Origin of the sequence: Streptococcus sp. HMSC057G03 (assembly GCF_001808745.1) — a bacterium.
Classification (GTDB): domain Bacteria; phylum Bacillota; class Bacilli; order Lactobacillales; family Streptococcaceae; genus Streptococcus; species Streptococcus parasanguinis_Z.
The window spans coordinates 51362-68809 of sequence record NZ_KV794416.1; the positions used below are offsets into that span (position 1 = coordinate 51362).

Below are 17448 nucleotides of genomic sequence, written 5' to 3' on the forward strand. Positions count from 1 at the left end.
GGCTTTTTTTATTTGTCTAAAACCATTTTACCGTTTTGCTCCTGTGCAATAACCTTTGCATTAACATCTAAAACGATAAGATTTGGAGCTTTAAAGTTTGGGTCATACTGTCTAAGCTCATTCTCTCCAGACTGTTTTATTTTAAGCATACCGTCAACCATAGGTTGAGCCTGTTTAATCTGTTCATCGGTTAGGGCGTCTGAAATAGTGATTGCTATATCTTTCTCGGTTGAATTAACAGACGCTTTAGGATCGACTCCATGTACCCATGCTTTAAACTTTTCTACAAAAACATCATAAGCAGAACGTCCTTGTAAAACATCACTAGAAGAAGTTGAAGAAGTCGATACTTTACTTGATGATGAGACTTGTTCCGTGCTTTGTTCTTGACTTTGGTCTGTATCTGCTTCTTGCTGACTACACCCGGCAATAAATAAAGTGAGTAGTGCGATTGTTGCAAATGTTATCTTTTTCATATTTTCCTCCTTTTGGCTATCCCACTAGCCTATAAAATTCATCAATAACCATTAATTCGTCGGTTACTGATTTAAGTTTGTGTCGTTCCATAAAGTTTAAATAGTTAAAATCTTCCTTGTCTACTCTTTCCAGCTCCTCTCTTAAAAGCGCGTGTATCATGGCCCGGTTGGCTTCATTTTCGCACTTTATCGGGTTGATAATATAATTAGCCTTGGTGTGGTTTAAGTGGCCCAATTCGTGCAATATGACCCTTTTCTAGGCCTCTCTAGTTAGTGATTTGTTAACGAAGATAATCCTCATATCTGAGATTATCATTCCTGGCCGTGGCCATAGGTCGTTATCAAAGTAAGCAAGGGTGACTCCCTCACTATCGCATATTTCTTCTATCGTCATAATCTGCCTTTTAGATACCCCTCGATAATATTCTGTATAGCCACGATATCGCTTTCTGTTAGTGGCTTACCGTCGAAAGTCTTTGCGCTTTCGGCAAGTTTGCGCAGGTCTGTTTCAGAGTACCCTGTTTCAGTGTTTTGCTCTGCTTCATCTTCCCAACCCATAAGGTCAGCGGGTGAAATATTCAACGTTTCAGAAATCCTCTTTAGTACCTCTGGACCGACCTTTTCTATATCCCCTCTTTCGTATCTGAATATAGTTGAGCGAGAAACTCCCACGCGCTCAGCGAGGGTATCGGCAGAGATCTTCAATTCTTTTCTTCTTAATTTAATTCTTTCTCCGACGTTCATGGTTTTTTCTCCTCTTATATATTACACGTTAATTTTACATCTTTAGTTTCAAAAACGCAACAAGAAAGTTTCAAAAATGCGATTTTTTTGTTGACAAAACTTTTCGGTCATGTTATACTTAATTCAACAAGTCGCAGAAGTGCGACAAAATGAAAGGAGAATACATGGTTAATGTATCAAAGTTGAAAGGTAAAATCGTAGAACGAAATACCACGCAAGAAGAACTTGCAAGTAAAATCGGTGTTACTAAAAGTACGTTTTACCGCAAGATGAAGCGAAATGGCAACTTTTCGATCAAAGAAGTAAATTTGATCGTGTCAGCTCTTGATCTTTCGAAAGATGAAGCTATGGCCATTTTTTTTAGCGAGACAGTCGCATAAATGCGACAATCTGGCAGAGTGAATAGAAAGGAGAAGGATGGCAGAGAGAAGAATGTTATCTAAAAAGATTTTTCAAAGTCGAAAATTTTTAATGATGCCGTTTGAAGCGCAAGCTCTATATACTCACTTGATTTTATCGAGTGACGACGATGGAGTGGTTGAGGCTTTTCCAATCGTCCGAATGATCGGAGCTAAGGAAGACTCGCTGGGGTTGCTGGTTGTAAAAAAATTCATCTTACCACTAAACGACGACATGGTTTACTTTATTACTGACTTTGAAGAACAAAACAAAATCAGAGCAGACCGAGTACAACCCTCACGATACCGCGAACTGTTACTAGAAAAAACAGACTTGGTGGTTGAAGGGAAACGGGTTACAGGTCAAAAAAAATACATTGACGGACAAGTGACGGGCAAGTGTCTGACAGATGACGGACAAGTGACGGGCAAGTGTCAGCATAGTATAGGTAAGGATAGGATAGTAGAGGATAGTATAGGTGAGTATAGTCTAGTAGAGTCAAGGTCAGTTAATGATGAAGACGACGCTGGCCAAAAATCTTTCTCTAAGATTATTAAAGACAGCAACATCAAAATCAACGAGCGACACACTCAAATGTTAATGGACTATATCGCATTAGATCACTTTACAATTCCTATGATCCAATATGCAGTAGAAAAGACTGAAGATGCAGGCTCTACCAGTTTTAACTATCTAAAAGCAATTTTAGAAAATTGGAAGAAAGAGGGTTTTACCTCACTTGAAGAAGTCGAGGAGCATGACCGCAAGAGGCTGGTTAAACAAACCAAAAAAGAAGCCAGCCCTTACCCTATCAAGAACCCAGTATTCAGTCCTTACACGGACTTGCTACCCTGGGAAGAAGATGAGGAGGGATAGCCTATGGATCTACCACTTGTCTATCACATTAATGAGTCTGAAACGTGTGAAATACATCAATGTTTCAAGTGGTCGTTAAACGATGATGTACCTTTGCAGGATGAACGGAACAGAACCTTTTGCCCAGAGTGTCAGCGCGAAAAAATGGCGCGTGAGGAAGAACAGAAAATCGGTCAAGCTCACACAGCTACTATCTTGCGCAAGACTTACGACGTGCTGGATAAAAACAGCATCGTGCCTAGCGGACTAAAAGAAGCGAATTTTAAAAACTTTATGGTTACGAATCAAATCGACCGTGAAGCCAAGAACTACGCTCTACGCTTGGTATCGCACTACTTGCACGATGGGAAAGGTAACGCTCTGATAATGGGGAAAGCTGGACGCGGTAAGTCACATCTAGCTATGGCAGTAGCAAGTAAGTTGAACGCTGACTGGAAAGCAAACAAGCTACCAAAGAGCATACTATTTGTTAACTTGCCAGCCTTGTTTATCAAAATTCAAAATTCTTTCAACCGTAAAGAGGGAATGACTAGCAACGAATGGCTAGAGCTACTAAAGAAAGTTGACTATCTGATCTTGGACGACCTTGGACGATCTGATAACGCACAATGGAAGCAAGACTTTCTATACAGCCTGTTAGACGAACGAGAAGCGACAATCATCACAACGAACCTGGTAGGGTCAGAGATGAAGTCACTCTTTGAAACTGGGCTAGTCAGCCGAATTACAAAAGGCGGACGGGACCTTTACTTCAAGTACCCGGACAACGCAGAAGACAGGAGGAAATTGCCGTTTTGATTGACAAAATGATTGAGGGCTTCGAAGCTACTTGCTACGAGCTTTCAGATGAATTTAAAGCAAAGCTACTAGCTAGTGATCCGGATCGAGCGCGAGGTAAGATCATGGACCTGTACGCTTGTAGACTAGCTGGCAAGGCATAAAAAAAGACCCTTGGAGAAGGGAACTCCAAGCGGTCCAGAAATAAAACTTTTCTAAAGGAATTATAACATGACGAGATTAAAAAAGCAATGGAAACCGCGCATAATCAATATTATGGCAGACGGTAGCCAGGTAAACGATTTAACAGGGTACACAATACCAAAAGATAGCGGGTATTATAACGCTATCAGACGAATCAATAAGGAGAAGTAAAATGTATAACGATATTTTGGCCTGTATGACAATTGCAGGAACATTTTTTACAGCAGGGTTTGCTGGGGCTGTCTGGGACTTTAAACGTGCGCAACGCAAGAAAGCCCGTCAAGCTAAGCAGGACGCAATCATGCAACAGTACGAGGAAGATCTACAAGAGAAATTTAACGAGGGCTATCAAGCATTTCAAGCAGATCTAGCTTATGCACGGAAGCACTCGCACTCAGACAATGACTGGAGCACGGCAGATGTTCTTTAGGAAGTCAAAAGAAATCAAAGAATTAAAATCTTTACTTTCGATCTTCTACGAAAGAAACAAGATCCAGACCGATATGATTAGGGTACATATTAATACCAATCGACGGCTGGAAAAAGAGATAAAACAACTAAAAAAGGAGAGTAAGCTATGAACGAACGCTTACAGCTAATACTGGCCTGTATCCGTGTAGGCCGTGCTAATGTACTGACCACGCGCGACATTGCCAGAATGACGAACTTATCAGTACGAAAGGTTCGAGGGGGAATCGCAGAACTACGACTTAATTATTCAGTGCCTATCGTGGCAAGCCGGTCATTGCCTCGCGGTTACTATTTTGCAGAAAATGACGATGAGTACACGGCCTGGGTGCTACAGTACAAGAAGCAGATCAAGACTGAGCAGAAACTACTGAACAGCTTGAAATCTACAAGCTGGGATCATTACAAGAAAATCAAAAAGGAGATAAAACATGGCGACACTTTACGAACTAACAGGACAATTTCTTGACATCTACAATATGGACCTGGACGATGAAACCAAGCAGGACACGCTGGAAAGTATCGACTGGAACGAAGACTACGAAAACAAGGTAGAGGGCTATGTCAAAGTCATTAAGAACCTTGATGCAGATATCGAAGCCCGAAAAAATGAAATTGACCGTTTGAAGAAATTGAACGATGCAGACAAGGCCAAAAAGGACCGCATGAAAACCACTCTTGAAGAAAGCATGGAACTCACGGGACACGACCGAGTAGATACAACCTTATTTAAGGTGTCATTCAGACGATCTAAGGCCGTTGAAGTTGACATGGTGTTGTTGCCAGACGAGTACAAGAAAGTTGAATACAAGGCCGATAAGACGGCTTTAAAGAAACTTTTGACGGGTGGCCAAGAAATCGCTGGGGCTACGCTGGTAGAAAACAAGAATTTAAGTATTAGGTAAGGGAAAATGAAGAAATCAGAAACAATAACAGAGTTGAGCAAGGCTTTTGCTAAAACTCAAAAGGAAATGAAACAGCCTTTAAAAGATGCAAACAATCCATTTTTTAAAAGTAAGTATGTACCACTTGAAAATGTGGTAGAAGCGATCACGGAATCGGCAAGCAAGAACGGGTTATCATTCACGCAGTACCCGTCCAGCGACGAAGCTGGAAACGTGACAGTAGGAACGCTGGTTATGCATGAGTCTGGAGAATGGATTGAATACGATCTGATCAAGATGAAACCGGTCAAGAACGACCCGCAATCAATCGGGTCAGCTATCACGTATGCGAAACGGTACGCACTATCTGCTATCTTTGGGATCACTAGCGACCAGGACGACGACGGCAACAAAGCCACGCAAGCGAAGAAGCAACCAGCGAAGAAAGCTAATGATCCAGTTATCTCAGTAGAGGAAGCCAATCGCTATTTGAAGGAGATAGCTACTATCGCAGAAGCGAAAGGGAAAGAAGATGGCTCAATCGCTAAATGGTTCTTACAACACTTAAATGTGGCAAACTACAAGCAGATTAAACAATCGCAAGTAGAACAAGCAGAAATGCTATTAGGTAAATTGAAAGGATAAGCAATGTTAAATTCAGTATGTTTAGTTGGAAGGCTTACCAAAGATCCAGAACTACGATACACCCCAAACAATCAAGCAGTAGCTACTTTTAGCCTAGCTGTTAACCGCAATTTCAAGAGCCAAAATGGCGAGCGTGAAGCAGATTTTATTAACTGCGTGATCTGGCGACAGCAAGCAGAAAATCTTGCAAACTGGGCCAAGAAAGGGGCTTTGATTGGGATCACGGGACGAATTCAAACACGAAGCTACGAGAACCAGCAAGGCCAGCGTGTTTATGTGACTGAGGTCGTAGCGAATGATTTCCAACTTTTAGAAAGTCGGAAAGACCGTGAAGCTGGTCCGTCGCAAGGGTACGGCCAGCCAGATTTTGGACGTCAGGCAGAGCCTATGAATGCAAACCCTATGGACATCTCAGATGATGATTTACCGTTCTAAAAAATCAAAGGAGAAAAATAATGCCAAATTGGGCCGAAGGATCTCTTAAATTAAGAGGAAAAAAAGAGAATATCGCACAAGCATTGAAATATATGTTTTGCGCTGCTGGTAATGTTGAAATTGAAGAGGATCTTGAAATTGGATTGTTCGAATTAACAACCACAGCACCCTATTTTTATATCAATGGTACAAGAAGAGCCTTTATTCAAAATAATAAATTGAGTTTTTGGCTTGATGATGATTATTTGGTTATTGAGATAAATGACTTTAATCAGGCATGGGCAGTAGAACCAGAAAATTATCAAGAAATTTCAAGTAAGTTTGATGTTGATATTAAAATCTTTACATTTGAATGTGGAATGGAATTCACACAGGAAATTGAAATTTCCAAAGGTAAAATTGTCAAAGATGTTTGTCGGGAATACGATGATTATCAATGGGAAGTCCCTTTTAGCAATTTGGGAGGATAAAATGACAGAAGGAATCAAATTAACATTGTTATGACTTGGATTGAAGAACACTTTGCAAAAGAATACCCGGAAATAAAATCTTTACAAGATATCTGGGATAAGGACGATCTGGGAGGATATCAGACACAGCGGTATTCAAGGGAAATGAACAAAATAATTATCACTAACGATCTAACCGCGATCAGTAACGACCTAAAATTAATCGGTCTTACTTTGGCAGATTTTAAACAGCAACTAACTTTATTTTAAAAAAGGAGAAATAACATGAAACAACAAAAGGAATTTTACGCAATCGCAAAAGATAACAACAACCGATTTTTGGCTGAGAATAAAAATAATGACAGAGCATTAACATTCACTGCTAAAACAACAGATGATATCCGCTTCGCATTGATTTTTGAAAAAGGAAACGAGGAAACGGACAAAACTATGGAAAATCTAGCTAAGGCAGTAGGTGGTCGCCTGGTTAAAATTAAAGCTGAGTATGAGATCACTGAGGAAGATGGCTCTGAGTTAAATGTGCCAGAAGTAGATGATGAAGAAGATGGAATTAAAACTCTTTTGAATCATTTATTAAAGCGTGGTTTGGAGTAGCGAATGAAAGAATTGACATTATCGCTTGACGCTTCCACTAGCGCGACAGGCTGGGCTGTTTATGACGGCCCGGACCTGTTAGAAAGTGGAGTGGTCAACCCTAAAGGCACATTTTTAGAGCGGGCCTTACAAATGGCGAACAAACTGAAAGCTATTCAGTCACGGCTGATTTTAAAGTATAACAAGCATTTTAAAGAGATCGTGATCGAGCAGAACAACGTCGGAGGTGGCAACCAGCAAACGATGGTTAAAATCGGAATAGCAACGGGCATTATCCTTTCCCGGCTTATCGCGGACCGCGTCTACTTTATCAATGTTCGGACCTGGAGAAAGCACTTTGCTATTAAAGGTAAAGGCCGGCAGGTTTTGAAACAGCAAGCAATCGACATCGTGGCAAATAAATTTAATAAAGATGTTAAGGACGATGAAGCAGACGCGATCTTGATCGGGCTATATTTTGAAGAAATGTACAGCTTTAGGGACGGCCTGGAAAACCATCGTTTAGGTATTTGAGATGGAAAAGGAAAACTTACTACGATCCAAGCGGATTTATGAAAAACGTTTGAGCGAGGAACTACAGCTTAAAACGATCAGCAATACGCGAGGACACCACTACAGCGCGAACTATCGCGAATGGCTACACAAGGAAATTAAAGCCATAGACAAGAAATTAAAAGAAATCGAGGGGGATATGATAGATGGATATTGATAAAATCGAGGAACTAACCGAGCTAACTAGACAGTCGTTTATTGACCGGGATATCACGAAGGGGGACATCTTTAAACAGACACTCAAACTTTTTGAAGAATTAGGCGAGCTATGTGCAGGGTATGCCAAGCAAAAAGAGCAACTCACAAAGGACAGCATCGGAGATTGTGCCGTGGTTGTCGTAGGCCTGGCAATGATGATTGAACTTGATCCGGTTGAGATCATGATTAAAGCGGTAGAAGCCGGAAAGGGCAATGTTAAAGATTGCTTTGAGTTGATGATCGAGAATGCGAGTGAATTTCAGTTTACTCGCAAGCACGAAGTGAAAACGACTGCTAAATTTAACTTGTACCGAATTATCAGTTATTTAAAAGCTATCGCGCATAAGTTAGGCTATGACTTCGCAGATTGCTTTGAGCTAGCGTACAACGAGATCAAGGACCGGAAAGGTCGCTGGGTCGAGGGTAGCTTTGTAAAAGAAGAAGATTTATAAAAAACAAAAAAGAAAAGGAAAATGAAAATGAACAAGAAAATTATTTTTACGACAGCAGCAGTATTGGCAACAGTAGCGACGGCACAAGGAGTATATGCAGATGAATTACAAGGAACAACTACAGCGGGAAATGAAACAAGCGGAGTTACGGCTCCAAATAGCGGAAAATTTGGAGAAGAAAAAAATGAAACAGCGTCAACTGTTGAACAACCAACTGCTGAAAATTCGAATGGAGAAGCAAGAAGCGAAAGCGACAATTCAAACCAACAAGGAAATGCTACACAATTTACAAAAGATGGGACCGATATTCAAGTAACGAATCCAGAAGTAGAAATCGACCAATCTAAAGGTACAGGGAAGTATCAACCCTTTAGCGTGGAATATAAGAACGTACACTTCCCAGACGATCTCGCGATTAACGAAGGGGACAAAGTAACGTTTACACTTCCAGAGGAAGTAGCTTTTCAAACTAGCTTCACGTTTGACGTACACAATCCAGAAAATGCCGTCGTCGGTCAAGCAACCGCAGACAGCACAGCCGGGACTGTTACGACAGTTTTCAACGACTATTTCAAAAACCACCCACTAAACAAACAAATGAGTCTAAAAATGGACGCAAAATGGACCGACAAGGTCCAAAGTGGCAAACCAGTAACCGCGAATTTTAACGGCACAGTCGTAACGGCTCAAATTGGAGAAGAACAAGTGATAGGTAAGGATGAACTGATCTCAAAATGGGGATCGCAGGACAAAGATGATCCTACTGTTATCAACTGGACTGCTCGTATTAACTATGCTAAACGTGTGTTGAACTATGTAACGATTATCGACGAAATGAGCGAAAATCAAAAATTGGTTGACGACTTCTTTGAAATCAAGTCAATTGAAAGTGTAAATCCTTGGATTGATAAGGGTTCTGCTATGGATTTAGTAAAATCAATTAGCAAGTCTGAACATGGATTTACAATCAAGATGGATCGTCTTGATCGTATGATCTATTTAAACTATAAGACTAAACTAACAAGCGCGGTTAAAGATAGCGTAAACCCAACAAATAAAGTTGAACTTAAAGCCGAAGATTCGGGCGCCGTTTCTTATAGCTACGTTCAACTTGTGGGTGGCCGTGGGGACGCGTCCGGAGAAAATAAACCAGTCTGGGAAATTCCAAATGACGCGCCAAAATATGAAAAACCATCAATCGATTTAAACGATATTCCGTTAATGCCTCCTGCTCCTATCGTGGAAATTCCAGAGTTGCCAATCGAAGATATCCCATTGTTACCGCCTGCACCAGTTTTGGAAATTCCAGAATGGAAAGGTGGAACTACTCCGTGGGACGCTCCAAAATACGAAAAGCCAGAGTGGAATGGTGGCACAGTACCGTTTGATGCGCCTATCCTTGATAAACCAGAGATCAATATTGAAGATATTCCGCTACTTCCACCAGCTCCCGTCTTGGATAAGCCAGAACTAGTGATCGATATTCCAGATCCAAAACGCGACGAACCAAAACCACAGCCGAAAGAAGACAAGCCAAACACACCAGCGCCAAAAGCCGAAGAAGTAAAAATCACTAATCGCGTGGAAAATCACGCGAAAACCACGCGAAACGAATCTGAAGAAGTCGAAGCGTACAGCGCACCAGCAGTCTTGCCTGCGACTGGATCAGACCTTGGATTGTCACTTGTTGCACTTGGTATCTCAGTAGCCACGCTGGCATTTACTTTGAAGAAAAAGGGAAACTAACGTGAGGGGGATTATTCCCCCTTGATTTTGAAAAAGGAGAAAATGAAATGAATAAACGAGAATTAATTGAACACATTAATAACACATTATTTGATAATTTGAAAGATACATTGTTCACAGAACCTACACTTTCAATCACAGAAAGCGCAAAAGATAATAAAGTGACAATAGCGTTTGAAACCGAGCAGGGCGGTCTTCTTGTGGGCGGTATGTTAAAGAAATTTGAAAAAGTCACGATCCCGCAGTTTGTTGCGGATTGGATTGAAGTTTGTAAGGAACATCTTACAAGTTCTCTCTATCTTGCTATGACTCCAAGTTTTTTGAAAACAAATAACCAAGGTATTGAATTAACAATATGGATAAAAAAGAACGAAGAAACATTCGCCCGAGCTTGGCTGGATGGATTCGAGATTGAAAAAGAGAAGCGGTATCTGGTGAAAATTGTAGGTATGGATAATATCAACGGATACCTTAGTTATAATAAAAAACTAAAAAAATGGTTTTTTGGTATAGCTAGCGAATCAAGACCATATCGTTTAAAACACACCCGCAAAGAACTTGAAGAAGATGGTTTTGGCTGGGTGCTTGATTGCCCTGGCGCGGAAGTGGAAGAGGTGGAAGAATGAGTACAAATTTATTAGATGAAACAGTGGAATTTTTAGAAAAATATGATAAAACACTGGATGATATTTTGTATATTCAAGGTGATGATTTTGAAATCACAAGAAAAAACTTTGAAACAGTAGCAAGGGATACAAATTATGATTCTGGTTATGGTGCTCAACATGTACCAAAAGACCTTGTGCTAGTTGGTGAAGACTGGTGGATTGAGCGTTATGAGTATGATGGTGCTGAATGGTGGGATTTTAAGAGTATTCCAGCAAGAAAGCAGTACATGAAGAATATCACAAACCTACATAAAGGTATGTGGGATACCCTTAAAGAAATGAATGAGGAGTAAACATGACACGACCAAACAGATATCCATATACTAAAAATCAATGGGAAGAAGAAACAACGCTGGTATGTTTTGGGGACGGAGAAAGTCTTGAAATAAAAAATAAAATAAACCGATTGACAGGAGAACAGAAATGATCTTTGCTTTGACATTATCAGACATCGTGGAATTGATTATCAGTGCTATCTGGTTAATTGGTTTTATCGGTGCAATTATCGTGGGCATATTGAGTAGAAAGAAGAAGGGACGGGAAAATGATGAATAATGATAAGCTGATACGTGCGAATTTTGCGTTTATCCTTTTTATCCTAATTGCTGTATGCGTCAATCTAAACGCACGAGTCCGAATACTTGAGACGAGCAACGACGATCTACAGCGAACAATCCAAACACAAAAGGACGAACTCAATAAAATCGAAGAAAAAAACGTGATGCAGGACGTGATTATTAATAAATTGAACACTGATTATAATTCGCGTATGGCCTGGCAATTACAGGAGGTAGCAGATGAGAACGGAGTTGGAGGGTGATTTGACACCAGAAGAATTGTGTCAGTTCATTGAAGCTGACAAGGCAATAGAAAAGTTTGATTCTGTTTATGAGTTTTTCAAAACCGCGAAAAGTCACAATGCATACCAAGACGGCGCGCGTTATGAAAAATATAAGAAAGAGAACAGAATGCCATCATCTGCAATTATCGCGAAGTTTGTAGGTTTTGTAGAAACCGATCTGCTTTATGAATGTATGAAAGAGTCACTTGATAAAGTAGGCCCAGGACGGTCTAGCGAGGACCTGGTGGAACGATTCTACAGAGATAATCATAATTATAAACGGAATGAAGAACGCAAGCGAGAGCGTCGTTTAAAGCGTAAATTGGAAGCGTTAGATTTAATCTTAAAAATGGAAGGGTGGGATTGAATGCTTTTTGGTGAAGTGCTAAAAAATAAGACAAAGGAGAATGCAGACAATACGCTCAAGAACTACCGCGTACTGTTAAGAATTGCTGGGGAGAAATACAGCCCTAAAGTCACAGCCACTTATTCGCTAGAACCAAAGAGCGCACCAAGCTCTCCCAGCCGTCAAACTGAGCAGATGGTGATTAGACGGGTAAGCGCACAGCAAGAGCTGGAGCTTATGGCATCGGCTATTAACCGGCTGTCTGATCTCAATCTATCGCAGATTTTGATTGAACGATATTGCCGAGTGAGATTTCGACAAGACAAGGCTATTTATCCAATCCTAGGATATTCGGAAAGTGAATACTATAGATTGCTGGATCGGGCTTTATTAGAGTTCGCAGAGGCTTATAAAGCTGGGGAATTGCTAGAGTATAGATTTCTGGGAGACAATTGAAAGAAAGTAGGGAGTAAAAGCGCTGTATTGAGTGGTATTATAGTATTATCCAATGAAGTGGAAGGAACTTCGCCATTTGGGTATCTCCTTATGAGGTTGCTGGGTAACTCAACGGTTAGAGTAGCGGACTTTTCACCCGCAAAATGTAGGTTCGATTCCTGCCCCGGCTATATAGATAGGCTAACTCCCAAAGCCTATCTTTTTTATTTTGTCCGAAAGGAGTGATGAAAAATCGCTAAACTATCATTAAAACAGCAGACATTTTGTGATGAGTACATCATTTCTGGAAATGCTACTCAGTCAGCGATTAAGGCTGGATATAGTAAGAAGACAGCTAGAAGCCAAGGACAGCGCTTGCTGACAAAAGCTGACATTTCGGAATATATCCAAAAACGTATGGAAGAGTTGCAAGATGAAAAGATATTGACCCAAAAACAGATTCTTATCATGCTCTCGGAAATAGCTTCTGGAAAAGCGATGGAAACTACAGTAGTTACAACTAAAATAGCTGAACTTTTACCAGACCCTAAAACTGGAAAGAGTGTCAAAGTCTATAACGAGATACCACAACTAGTGGAATATCCAACTAAGAACAGTGATAGGAACAAAGCTCTTGAATTGCTTGGCAAACGTTATGGTATGTGGACTGAAAAAGTTGGTTTGGACGTAGCTGATACGACAATCACAATTATTGATGCGTGGTCTAAAGATGGAAGTTAGGATCCAAGACAATGTTAACCCGCATTTCAAAGAGGTCTGGACTACCAGTAAGCCTTACAATGTACTGAAAGGCGGTCGTAACTCTTTCAAGTCTTCTGTAATTGCCTTGCTACTGGTCTTTATGATTGTCCCGTTTCTGATAGTTGGCAAAAAGGCGAATGTGGTCGTTATCCGTAAGGTCGGGAATACTATTCGGGATAGCGTCTTCCTTAAAATACAATGGGCTTTGAATAAGTTTGGCTTGTCTGGACGGTTCAAGGCTACTGTATCGCCATTTAAAATACAGGATACACTCACGGGATCATGTTTCTATTTCTACGGTCAAGACGATTTCCAAAAACTAAAGTCAAATGACATCGGGAACATCATAGCGGTCTGGTATGAGGAAGCTGCAGAGTTTAGCAGTGAAGAAGACTTTGACCAGTCGAATGTGACCTTTATGCGACAGAAGCACCCAGACGTTGCTTTTGTTAAGTTTTTCTGGTCTTACAATCCGCCCCGCAATCCTTATAATTGGATAAATGAATGGACGGATAGGCTGGCAGACAACGATAACTATCTGGTGCATTCGTCGTCTTATCTAAATGATGAGCTTGGCTTTGTCACGGAACAAATGCTAGAAGATATCAGACGGATTAAAGAGAATGACTACGACTACTACAGATATATCTATCTGGGGGAGCCGGTAGGTATCGGTACAAATGTGTACAACATGGACCTGTTTAAACGCGCGGACAAGATCCCAGATGGTGAACGCGTTATCGGTCAGTTGTTTGCAGCAGATACTGGACACCAGCAATCAGCGACTACTTGCTTACACGCGGTTGTGACTAATAGATCCAATCTCTATCTTGTGGATAACTACTACTACAGCCCAGCGGGCAAGGTCAAAAAGAAAGCTCCGAGCGTATTATCTAAAGAGCTTCACGACTTTGTTGTTAAACAAACGCAGAAATATCCGAATGTGCCAGTAATCGAAATGACAATAGATAGTGCGGAGGGAGCATTGAGAAACCAATATTTAGAAGACTTCGGTATTCGCTGGCACCCAGTGGCCAAGAAAAAGAAAATAATAATGACAGAATACGTCCAATCGCTACTTGCGAATGGCCGTTTTTATTATTTTCCAACTGAGAACAACCTCAAGTATTTTATCAAGGAACACAAACGATATCAATGGGACGAGAAAACGGTCAAGGACGACGACCCGAAAGTTATTAAAGAGGACGATCACACTTGCGACGCGTTCCAATATATGGTCGTAGATAATGCACAACTACTAAGATTAAAAGCCTAGAGAAAGGTTTGAAATGAGTATCTTACAATCAATAAGAAATATATTTAAGAGGGGTAAATATGTAATGACAAGCCAATCACTAGGCAACATAACAGAGCATCCTAAAATTGCAATTAACAAGGACGAATATGATCGTATCCAGAAGAACCTGAAATACTATCAGAGTAAGTGGGACCCTATCCGTTACCGCAACTCAAACCGAGTTGATAAACAGCGGGCACGAAATCACTTGCCTATTGCTCGCACGGCTTGTAAGAAGATTGCCAGCCTTGTATTTAACGAGCAGGCAGAGATAAGCGTTGCGAATGGAACGACAAACGAGTTTATTCAAACGGTTTTGCTGAATGACCGCTTTAACAAGAACTTTGAGCGATACCTTGAGAGCTGTCTTGCCCTTGGTGGTCTTGCTATGCGTCCATACGTTGACGACGACAAGATCAAAATTTCATTCATTCAAGCCCCTGTATTTTATCCATTGCAGTCTAACACGCAGGACGTATCTTCTGCAGCGATTATCAATAAGAGCCAAAAGACGGTGGGCAAGGAAACGATCTACTATACTTTGGTTGAGTTGCATGAGTGGACCAAGGATAAGAAATACACAATCACTAATGAACTGTATCGCTCGAGCGAAAAGGAGCGCGTTGGTGACCGTGTACCACTATCCGAGGTGTATGAGGACCTTGAGGAAGAAGTAACGCTTGACGGGCTTACACGGCCGTTATTTACTTACTTAAAACCGCCAGGTATGAATAACAAGGATATCAACAGCCCGCTGGGGTTGTCTATCTTTGACAATGCTAAAAGCACAATTGACTTTATCAATACAACGTATGATGAATTTAAGTGGGAAGTGCGCATGGGTCAACGGCGCGTGTTAGTACCAGACCAAACTGTCCGGATCGGTTTTGACCATCATGGAGAAACTGATCTTGTCACGCGCGAATTTGATCCAGAGCAAAACGTCTATGAGCAGATTGACGGTGGTAAAGATACACCAATCAATATCACAGACCTTACTACTCCTATCCGTTCAGATGACTATATCAAGGCAATCAACGAGGGTCTTGCCTTGTTTGAGATGCAGGTTGGAGTATCGCCTGGAATGTTTACGTTTGACGGTAAGAGCATGAAGACTGCGACTGAGGTTGTATCCGAGAACTCTGACACTTACCAACTGAGAAACAGCATCGTGAGCCTTGTAGATCAATCTATCAAAGAGCTTGTGATCTCTATTTGTGAGATTGGGAAGCTGTACGGATTGTATAGCGGTCCTATTCCAGAGATGGACGATATCACGGTAAACCTTGACGATGGTGTCTTTGTAGATAAGAATAACGAGCTAGACTACTACGCTAAGGCTTTGTTAAGTGGCCTTGTCAGCAAGCAATACGCTATATCTAAGGCGCTGGGCTTGTCAGATAAGGAAGCTGAACAAATGCTTGCGGATATCAAGAAAGAGACCGCAGAAAGCATGGAGCTGGAACGTAGCACAAGCGAAGTTGATATTTATGGAGAGTGAGTGAATGGCGCGTAACAAGTACCCGGTATTATTTAACGAGGAACAACTAGAATTACGCGCTTCACAGGTTGGTGATATCTATCATCAAATGGCGCGTGACCTATTCGATGAGGTGATTGATAGACTGTTAGAACGTGGGGCTGAGTCTTTGGCTGATAACCCGTATATCTGGCAGTTAGAGCGTATGAGCCAGATGCACTTATTAAACGAGCAGAACCTGGACACAATCGCCCGCTACTCTAAAATAGGCCGTGAACAGCTCCGTAAGGTCATTGAAGATGAGGGCTTTAAAATCTATCAGACGACCAAAGAACAGCTCATAGACGACCTCGGAGGCGGTGATTTTGGCAATTCTAAACACGCGCAGGAGCTACTAGCCGGGTATTTTGAACAGTCACACGGTGACATCAGCAACTTGATTAATACCACGCTTCCAGGCATCGTTACAGATGTATACCGTCAAATGGTGCAGGAAGTGGTAGCCCGTCAAGTGGTCGGTCTAGTCACACATGACAAGGCTGTATCTCAAACCGTCATGAAATGGCAAGAGATAGGTTTTAAGGGTTTTATTGACCGCGGTGGTCATTATTGGAAAGTGGATAACTACGCTAGAACGGTTATTAAAACTACGGTCATGCGTAGCTACCGAGAGATGCGCACCATGCCAGCGGACGAGCTTGGTATTGATACCTTTTATTATTCTAAAAAGGCAACGGCCCGCGAGGCTTGCGCTCCCTTACAGCATCATATTGTAACCTATGGCGAAGCAAGGGAAGAACACGGCATCAGTATTCTATCGCTTGCAGATCATGGCTACGGCACTCCTGGCGGTTGTCTTGGTATCAACTGCGAACACATGCTTACTCCTTTTGTCCCTGGCATAAATGAGTTGCCAGAACTAGGACCGGACGTTAAGAACGTAACGCAAGAAGAAGCTATAAAAAATGCTAATGCCCAATCTAAACAAAGGGCATACGAGCGAGCCATTCGCAAGTCTAAGGAGAAGTTGCACGTTGCCGAGAAGCTGGGCGACCAAGAGCTTATCAGTAAGTTTAAAACTAAAATCAGAGACCAGCAAGCAACCCTGCGAGATTATATTGCGGATAAGCCTTTCTTGCATCGTGACTATGCGAGAGAAAGGTATTTCAAATCAAAGGAGGAAATCGAGAATGAATGACGAATTCAGGCGCTCATTAGAAAGAGTCGTATTTAAAAACAAAAAAACTCTTTTAGATTATCATCGCGACATTGATCGTGCAGCGTTTGATGGATTTAAATTTGGTTTTAAAATGGCAAATGAAAGGATGTTAAAAGATGGAAGATTGGAAGGAACGTTTCAAAATTGAATACTACGAATTGCATGAACGCTTCGGTAAATTGGTATACATGATTAGTAAATACGAAGAAGGGACACTTGAGTTTAAACCAAACTGTCCTATCGACTTACTAAAAGCGCAGAAGACTGCAATGTATAACTATTTGTGCGTTTTGAACGAACGTGCAAAGCTTGAAGGTATCAAATTATAAAAAAAGAACCGCAGATCATGCGGTTTTTATTTTGCGCCCTTTCTGGATGGATAGGTGATTTCTTCCTTTTTTCTTACCTATTCGCGGGATCGTTACCCGCTGGGCGCTTTCGTTGTCGGACGTAAACCGGCGAATTCGTCTCCTGGACGTA

General features: G+C 41.3%; 29 protein-coding genes, 1 tRNA gene and 1 pseudogene. 28 read left to right on the top strand and 3 right to left on the bottom strand.

Features of this window, described 5'->3' with window-relative positions; genetic code table 11:
- Positions 1–8: 8 nt before the first annotated feature.
- From HMPREF2686_RS00705 to HMPREF2686_RS00715, 3 genes and pseudogenes are all read right to left on the bottom strand, one after another.
- The gene (locus tag HMPREF2686_RS00705; protein WP_070448844.1) at positions 9–476 is read right to left on the bottom strand and encodes a hypothetical protein; all 468 of its coding nucleotides are present in this window, start codon (positions 474–476) and stop codon (positions 9–11) included.
- 16 nt (positions 477–492) lie between these two features.
- Positions 493–870: pseudogene (locus HMPREF2686_RS10605) on the bottom strand (ImmA/IrrE family metallo-endopeptidase).
- Entirely contained in the window at positions 867–1220 is a 354-nt protein-coding gene (locus HMPREF2686_RS00715; protein ID WP_070448845.1) for a helix-turn-helix domain-containing protein, read from the bottom strand. The pseudogene HMPREF2686_RS10605 and the gene HMPREF2686_RS00715 overlap by 4 nt, the downstream one beginning before the upstream one ends.
- A gap of 164 nt (positions 1221–1384) precedes the next feature.
- On the opposite strand from HMPREF2686_RS00715, the gene HMPREF2686_RS00720 reads away from it, so the two are divergent.
- From HMPREF2686_RS00720 to HMPREF2686_RS00845, 28 genes are all read left to right on the top strand, one after another.
- Entirely contained in the window at positions 1385–1600 is a 216-nt protein-coding gene (locus HMPREF2686_RS00720) for a helix-turn-helix domain-containing protein (protein WP_070448846.1), read from the top strand.
- A gap of 37 nt (positions 1601–1637) precedes the next feature.
- Positions 1638–2495: a DnaD domain-containing protein gene (locus HMPREF2686_RS00725; protein ID WP_070448848.1), complete on the top strand. Its 858-nt coding sequence runs from the start codon at positions 1638–1640 to the stop codon at positions 2493–2495.
- Positions 2496–2588: 93 nt separating this feature from the next.
- Positions 2589–3293, top strand: a complete 705-nt coding sequence (locus tag HMPREF2686_RS00730; RefSeq protein WP_222560525.1) for an ATP-binding protein — start codon at positions 2589–2591, stop codon at positions 3291–3293.
- Positions 3290–3436, top strand: a complete 147-nt coding sequence (locus HMPREF2686_RS10485) for a hypothetical protein (RefSeq protein ID WP_186822850.1) — start codon at positions 3290–3292, stop codon at positions 3434–3436. Before HMPREF2686_RS00730 ends, HMPREF2686_RS10485 begins: the two co-directional genes overlap by 4 nt.
- A gap of 112 nt (positions 3437–3548) precedes the next feature.
- Positions 3549–3647 carry a BOW99_gp33 family protein gene (locus tag HMPREF2686_RS10770; RefSeq protein ID WP_398578130.1) on the top strand — a complete coding sequence of 33 codons (99 nt, stop codon included), beginning with the start codon at positions 3549–3551 and terminating at the stop codon, positions 3645–3647.
- A gap of 1 nt (position 3648) precedes the next feature.
- Positions 3649–3906 (top strand): hypothetical protein, encoded by a 258-nt coding sequence (locus HMPREF2686_RS00735; protein ID WP_070448851.1) that lies wholly within the window; start codon positions 3649–3651, stop codon positions 3904–3906.
- 147 nt (positions 3907–4053) lie between these two features.
- A complete protein-coding gene (locus HMPREF2686_RS00740) occupies positions 4054–4413 on the top strand; it encodes a hypothetical protein (protein ID WP_070448852.1) in 360 nt (119 codons plus the stop codon).
- Positions 4376–4849, top strand: a complete 474-nt coding sequence (locus tag HMPREF2686_RS00745; protein WP_070448853.1) for a siphovirus Gp157 family protein — start codon at positions 4376–4378, stop codon at positions 4847–4849. The genes HMPREF2686_RS00740 and HMPREF2686_RS00745 overlap by 38 nt, the downstream gene beginning before the upstream one ends.
- 6 nt (positions 4850–4855) lie before the next feature.
- Positions 4856–5473 (top strand): ERF family protein, encoded by a 618-nt coding sequence (locus tag HMPREF2686_RS00750; protein WP_070448854.1) that lies wholly within the window; start codon positions 4856–4858, stop codon positions 5471–5473.
- 3 nt (positions 5474–5476) lie between these two features.
- Positions 5477–5908: a single-stranded DNA-binding protein gene (gene ssb / locus HMPREF2686_RS00755; protein WP_070448855.1), complete on the top strand. Its 432-nt coding sequence runs from the start codon at positions 5477–5479 to the stop codon at positions 5906–5908.
- 20 nt (positions 5909–5928) lie between these two features.
- On the top strand, positions 5929–6378 hold the full coding sequence (locus HMPREF2686_RS00760) for a hypothetical protein (RefSeq protein WP_070448856.1): 450 nt from the start codon (positions 5929–5931) through the stop codon (positions 6376–6378).
- 264 nt (positions 6379–6642) lie between these two features.
- The gene (locus HMPREF2686_RS00770) at positions 6643–6972 is read left to right on the top strand and encodes a hypothetical protein (RefSeq protein WP_070448859.1); all 330 of its coding nucleotides are present in this window, start codon (positions 6643–6645) and stop codon (positions 6970–6972) included.
- A gap of 3 nt (positions 6973–6975) precedes the next feature.
- Entirely contained in the window at positions 6976–7485 is a 510-nt protein-coding gene (locus HMPREF2686_RS00775) for a RuvC family protein (protein WP_070448861.1), read from the top strand.
- A 185-nt stretch (positions 7486–7670) separates the two neighbouring features.
- Positions 7671–8174, top strand: coding sequence for a MazG-like family protein (locus tag HMPREF2686_RS00785; protein ID WP_070448863.1), 504 nt, complete (start codon positions 7671–7673; stop codon positions 8172–8174).
- Between the two features lie 27 nt (positions 8175–8201).
- On the top strand, positions 8202–9920 hold the full coding sequence (locus HMPREF2686_RS00790; RefSeq protein ID WP_070448865.1) for an SIALI-17 repeat-containing surface protein: 1719 nt from the start codon (positions 8202–8204) through the stop codon (positions 9918–9920).
- A 47-nt stretch (positions 9921–9967) separates the two neighbouring features.
- A complete protein-coding gene (locus tag HMPREF2686_RS00795) occupies positions 9968–10546 on the top strand; it encodes a DUF1642 domain-containing protein (RefSeq protein ID WP_261673660.1) in 579 nt (192 codons plus the stop codon).
- Entirely contained in the window at positions 10543–10881 is a 339-nt protein-coding gene (locus HMPREF2686_RS00800; RefSeq protein WP_070448866.1) for a hypothetical protein, read from the top strand. The genes HMPREF2686_RS00795 and HMPREF2686_RS00800 overlap by 4 nt, the downstream gene beginning before the upstream one ends.
- Before the next feature lie 2 nt (positions 10882–10883).
- Entirely contained in the window at positions 10884–11015 is a 132-nt protein-coding gene (locus HMPREF2686_RS10610; RefSeq protein WP_261673661.1) for a hypothetical protein, read from the top strand.
- Positions 11012–11143 (top strand): hypothetical protein, encoded by a 132-nt coding sequence (locus tag HMPREF2686_RS10615; protein ID WP_261673662.1) that lies wholly within the window; start codon positions 11012–11014, stop codon positions 11141–11143. The genes HMPREF2686_RS10610 and HMPREF2686_RS10615 overlap by 4 nt, the downstream gene beginning before the upstream one ends.
- A 242-nt stretch (positions 11144–11385) precedes the next feature.
- Complete coding sequence (locus HMPREF2686_RS00810) at positions 11386–11796, top strand: hypothetical protein (protein WP_070448869.1); 411 nt, start codon at positions 11386–11388, stop codon at positions 11794–11796.
- Positions 11797–12231 carry an ArpU family phage packaging/lysis transcriptional regulator gene (locus HMPREF2686_RS00815; protein WP_070448872.1) on the top strand — a complete coding sequence of 145 codons (435 nt, stop codon included), beginning with the start codon at positions 11797–11799 and terminating at the stop codon, positions 12229–12231. It begins immediately after the preceding gene.
- A 98-nt stretch (positions 12232–12329) separates the two neighbouring features.
- Positions 12330–12401 (top strand) — tRNA-Lys (locus tag HMPREF2686_RS00820).
- 61 nt (positions 12402–12462) lie between these two features.
- Positions 12463–12951, top strand: a complete 489-nt coding sequence (locus tag HMPREF2686_RS00825) for a terminase small subunit (RefSeq protein ID WP_070448875.1) — start codon at positions 12463–12465, stop codon at positions 12949–12951.
- Complete coding sequence (locus HMPREF2686_RS00830) at positions 12941–14248, top strand: PBSX family phage terminase large subunit (protein WP_070448975.1); 1308 nt, start codon at positions 12941–12943, stop codon at positions 14246–14248. Before HMPREF2686_RS00825 ends, HMPREF2686_RS00830 begins: the two co-directional genes overlap by 11 nt.
- 13 nt (positions 14249–14261) lie before the next feature.
- The gene (locus HMPREF2686_RS00835; protein ID WP_315940692.1) at positions 14262–15770 is read left to right on the top strand and encodes a phage portal protein; all 1509 of its coding nucleotides are present in this window, start codon (positions 14262–14264) and stop codon (positions 15768–15770) included.
- Between the two features lie 4 nt (positions 15771–15774).
- Positions 15775–16947, top strand: a complete 1173-nt coding sequence (locus tag HMPREF2686_RS00840; RefSeq protein ID WP_070448877.1) for a phage minor capsid protein — start codon at positions 15775–15777, stop codon at positions 16945–16947.
- Positions 16940–17116: a hypothetical protein gene (locus HMPREF2686_RS10495; RefSeq protein ID WP_176745938.1), complete on the top strand. Its 177-nt coding sequence runs from the start codon at positions 16940–16942 to the stop codon at positions 17114–17116. The genes HMPREF2686_RS00840 and HMPREF2686_RS10495 overlap by 8 nt, the downstream gene beginning before the upstream one ends.
- A complete protein-coding gene (locus HMPREF2686_RS00845) occupies positions 17085–17297 on the top strand; it encodes a crAss001_48 related protein (protein ID WP_070448878.1) in 213 nt (70 codons plus the stop codon). The genes HMPREF2686_RS10495 and HMPREF2686_RS00845 overlap by 32 nt, the downstream gene beginning before the upstream one ends.
- Positions 17298–17448 lie beyond the last annotated feature (151 nt).

Bases quoted from the DNA above. Each gene is read 5' to 3' on its own strand.
- HMPREF2686_RS00705 (WP_070448844.1), bottom strand. From the start codon at position 476: ATGAAAAAGATAACATTTGCAACAATCGCACTACTCACTTTATTTATT.
- HMPREF2686_RS00715 (WP_070448845.1), bottom strand. From the start codon at position 1,220: ATGAACGTCGGAGAAAGAATTAAATTAAGAAGAAAAGAATTGAAGATC.
- HMPREF2686_RS00720 (WP_070448846.1), top strand. From the start codon at position 1,385: ATGGTTAATGTATCAAAGTTGAAAGGTAAAATCGTAGAACGAAATACC.
- HMPREF2686_RS00725 (WP_070448848.1), top strand. From the start codon at position 1,638: ATGGCAGAGAGAAGAATGTTATCTAAAAAGATTTTTCAAAGTCGAAAA.
- HMPREF2686_RS10770 (WP_398578130.1), top strand. From the start codon at position 3,549: ATGGCAGACGGTAGCCAGGTAAACGATTTAACAGGGTACACAATACCA.
- HMPREF2686_RS00735 (WP_070448851.1), top strand. From the start codon at position 3,649: ATGTATAACGATATTTTGGCCTGTATGACAATTGCAGGAACATTTTTT.
- HMPREF2686_RS00740 (WP_070448852.1), top strand. From the start codon at position 4,054: ATGAACGAACGCTTACAGCTAATACTGGCCTGTATCCGTGTAGGCCGT.
- HMPREF2686_RS00745 (WP_070448853.1), top strand. From the start codon at position 4,376: ATGGCGACACTTTACGAACTAACAGGACAATTTCTTGACATCTACAAT.
- HMPREF2686_RS00750 (WP_070448854.1), top strand. From the start codon at position 4,856: ATGAAGAAATCAGAAACAATAACAGAGTTGAGCAAGGCTTTTGCTAAA.
- ssb (WP_070448855.1), top strand. From the start codon at position 5,477: ATGTTAAATTCAGTATGTTTAGTTGGAAGGCTTACCAAAGATCCAGAA.
- HMPREF2686_RS00760 (WP_070448856.1), top strand. From the start codon at position 5,929: ATGCCAAATTGGGCCGAAGGATCTCTTAAATTAAGAGGAAAAAAAGAG.
- HMPREF2686_RS00770 (WP_070448859.1), top strand. From the start codon at position 6,643: ATGAAACAACAAAAGGAATTTTACGCAATCGCAAAAGATAACAACAAC.
- HMPREF2686_RS00775 (WP_070448861.1), top strand. From the start codon at position 6,976: ATGAAAGAATTGACATTATCGCTTGACGCTTCCACTAGCGCGACAGGC.
- HMPREF2686_RS00785 (WP_070448863.1), top strand. From the start codon at position 7,671: ATGGATATTGATAAAATCGAGGAACTAACCGAGCTAACTAGACAGTCG.
- HMPREF2686_RS00790 (WP_070448865.1), top strand. From the start codon at position 8,202: ATGAACAAGAAAATTATTTTTACGACAGCAGCAGTATTGGCAACAGTA.
- HMPREF2686_RS00795 (WP_261673660.1), top strand. From the start codon at position 9,968: ATGAATAAACGAGAATTAATTGAACACATTAATAACACATTATTTGAT.
- HMPREF2686_RS00800 (WP_070448866.1), top strand. From the start codon at position 10,543: ATGAGTACAAATTTATTAGATGAAACAGTGGAATTTTTAGAAAAATAT.
- HMPREF2686_RS10610 (WP_261673661.1), top strand. From the start codon at position 10,884: ATGACACGACCAAACAGATATCCATATACTAAAAATCAATGGGAAGAA.
- HMPREF2686_RS10615 (WP_261673662.1), top strand. From the start codon at position 11,012: ATGATCTTTGCTTTGACATTATCAGACATCGTGGAATTGATTATCAGT.
- HMPREF2686_RS00810 (WP_070448869.1), top strand. From the start codon at position 11,386: ATGAGAACGGAGTTGGAGGGTGATTTGACACCAGAAGAATTGTGTCAG.
- HMPREF2686_RS00815 (WP_070448872.1), top strand. From the start codon at position 11,797: ATGCTTTTTGGTGAAGTGCTAAAAAATAAGACAAAGGAGAATGCAGAC.
- HMPREF2686_RS00830 (WP_070448975.1), top strand. From the start codon at position 12,941: ATGGAAGTTAGGATCCAAGACAATGTTAACCCGCATTTCAAAGAGGTC.
- HMPREF2686_RS00835 (WP_315940692.1), top strand. From the start codon at position 14,262: ATGAGTATCTTACAATCAATAAGAAATATATTTAAGAGGGGTAAATAT.
- HMPREF2686_RS00840 (WP_070448877.1), top strand. From the start codon at position 15,775: ATGGCGCGTAACAAGTACCCGGTATTATTTAACGAGGAACAACTAGAA.
- HMPREF2686_RS10495 (WP_176745938.1), top strand. From the start codon at position 16,940: ATGAATGACGAATTCAGGCGCTCATTAGAAAGAGTCGTATTTAAAAAC.
- HMPREF2686_RS00845 (WP_070448878.1), top strand. From the start codon at position 17,085: ATGGAAGATTGGAAGGAACGTTTCAAAATTGAATACTACGAATTGCAT.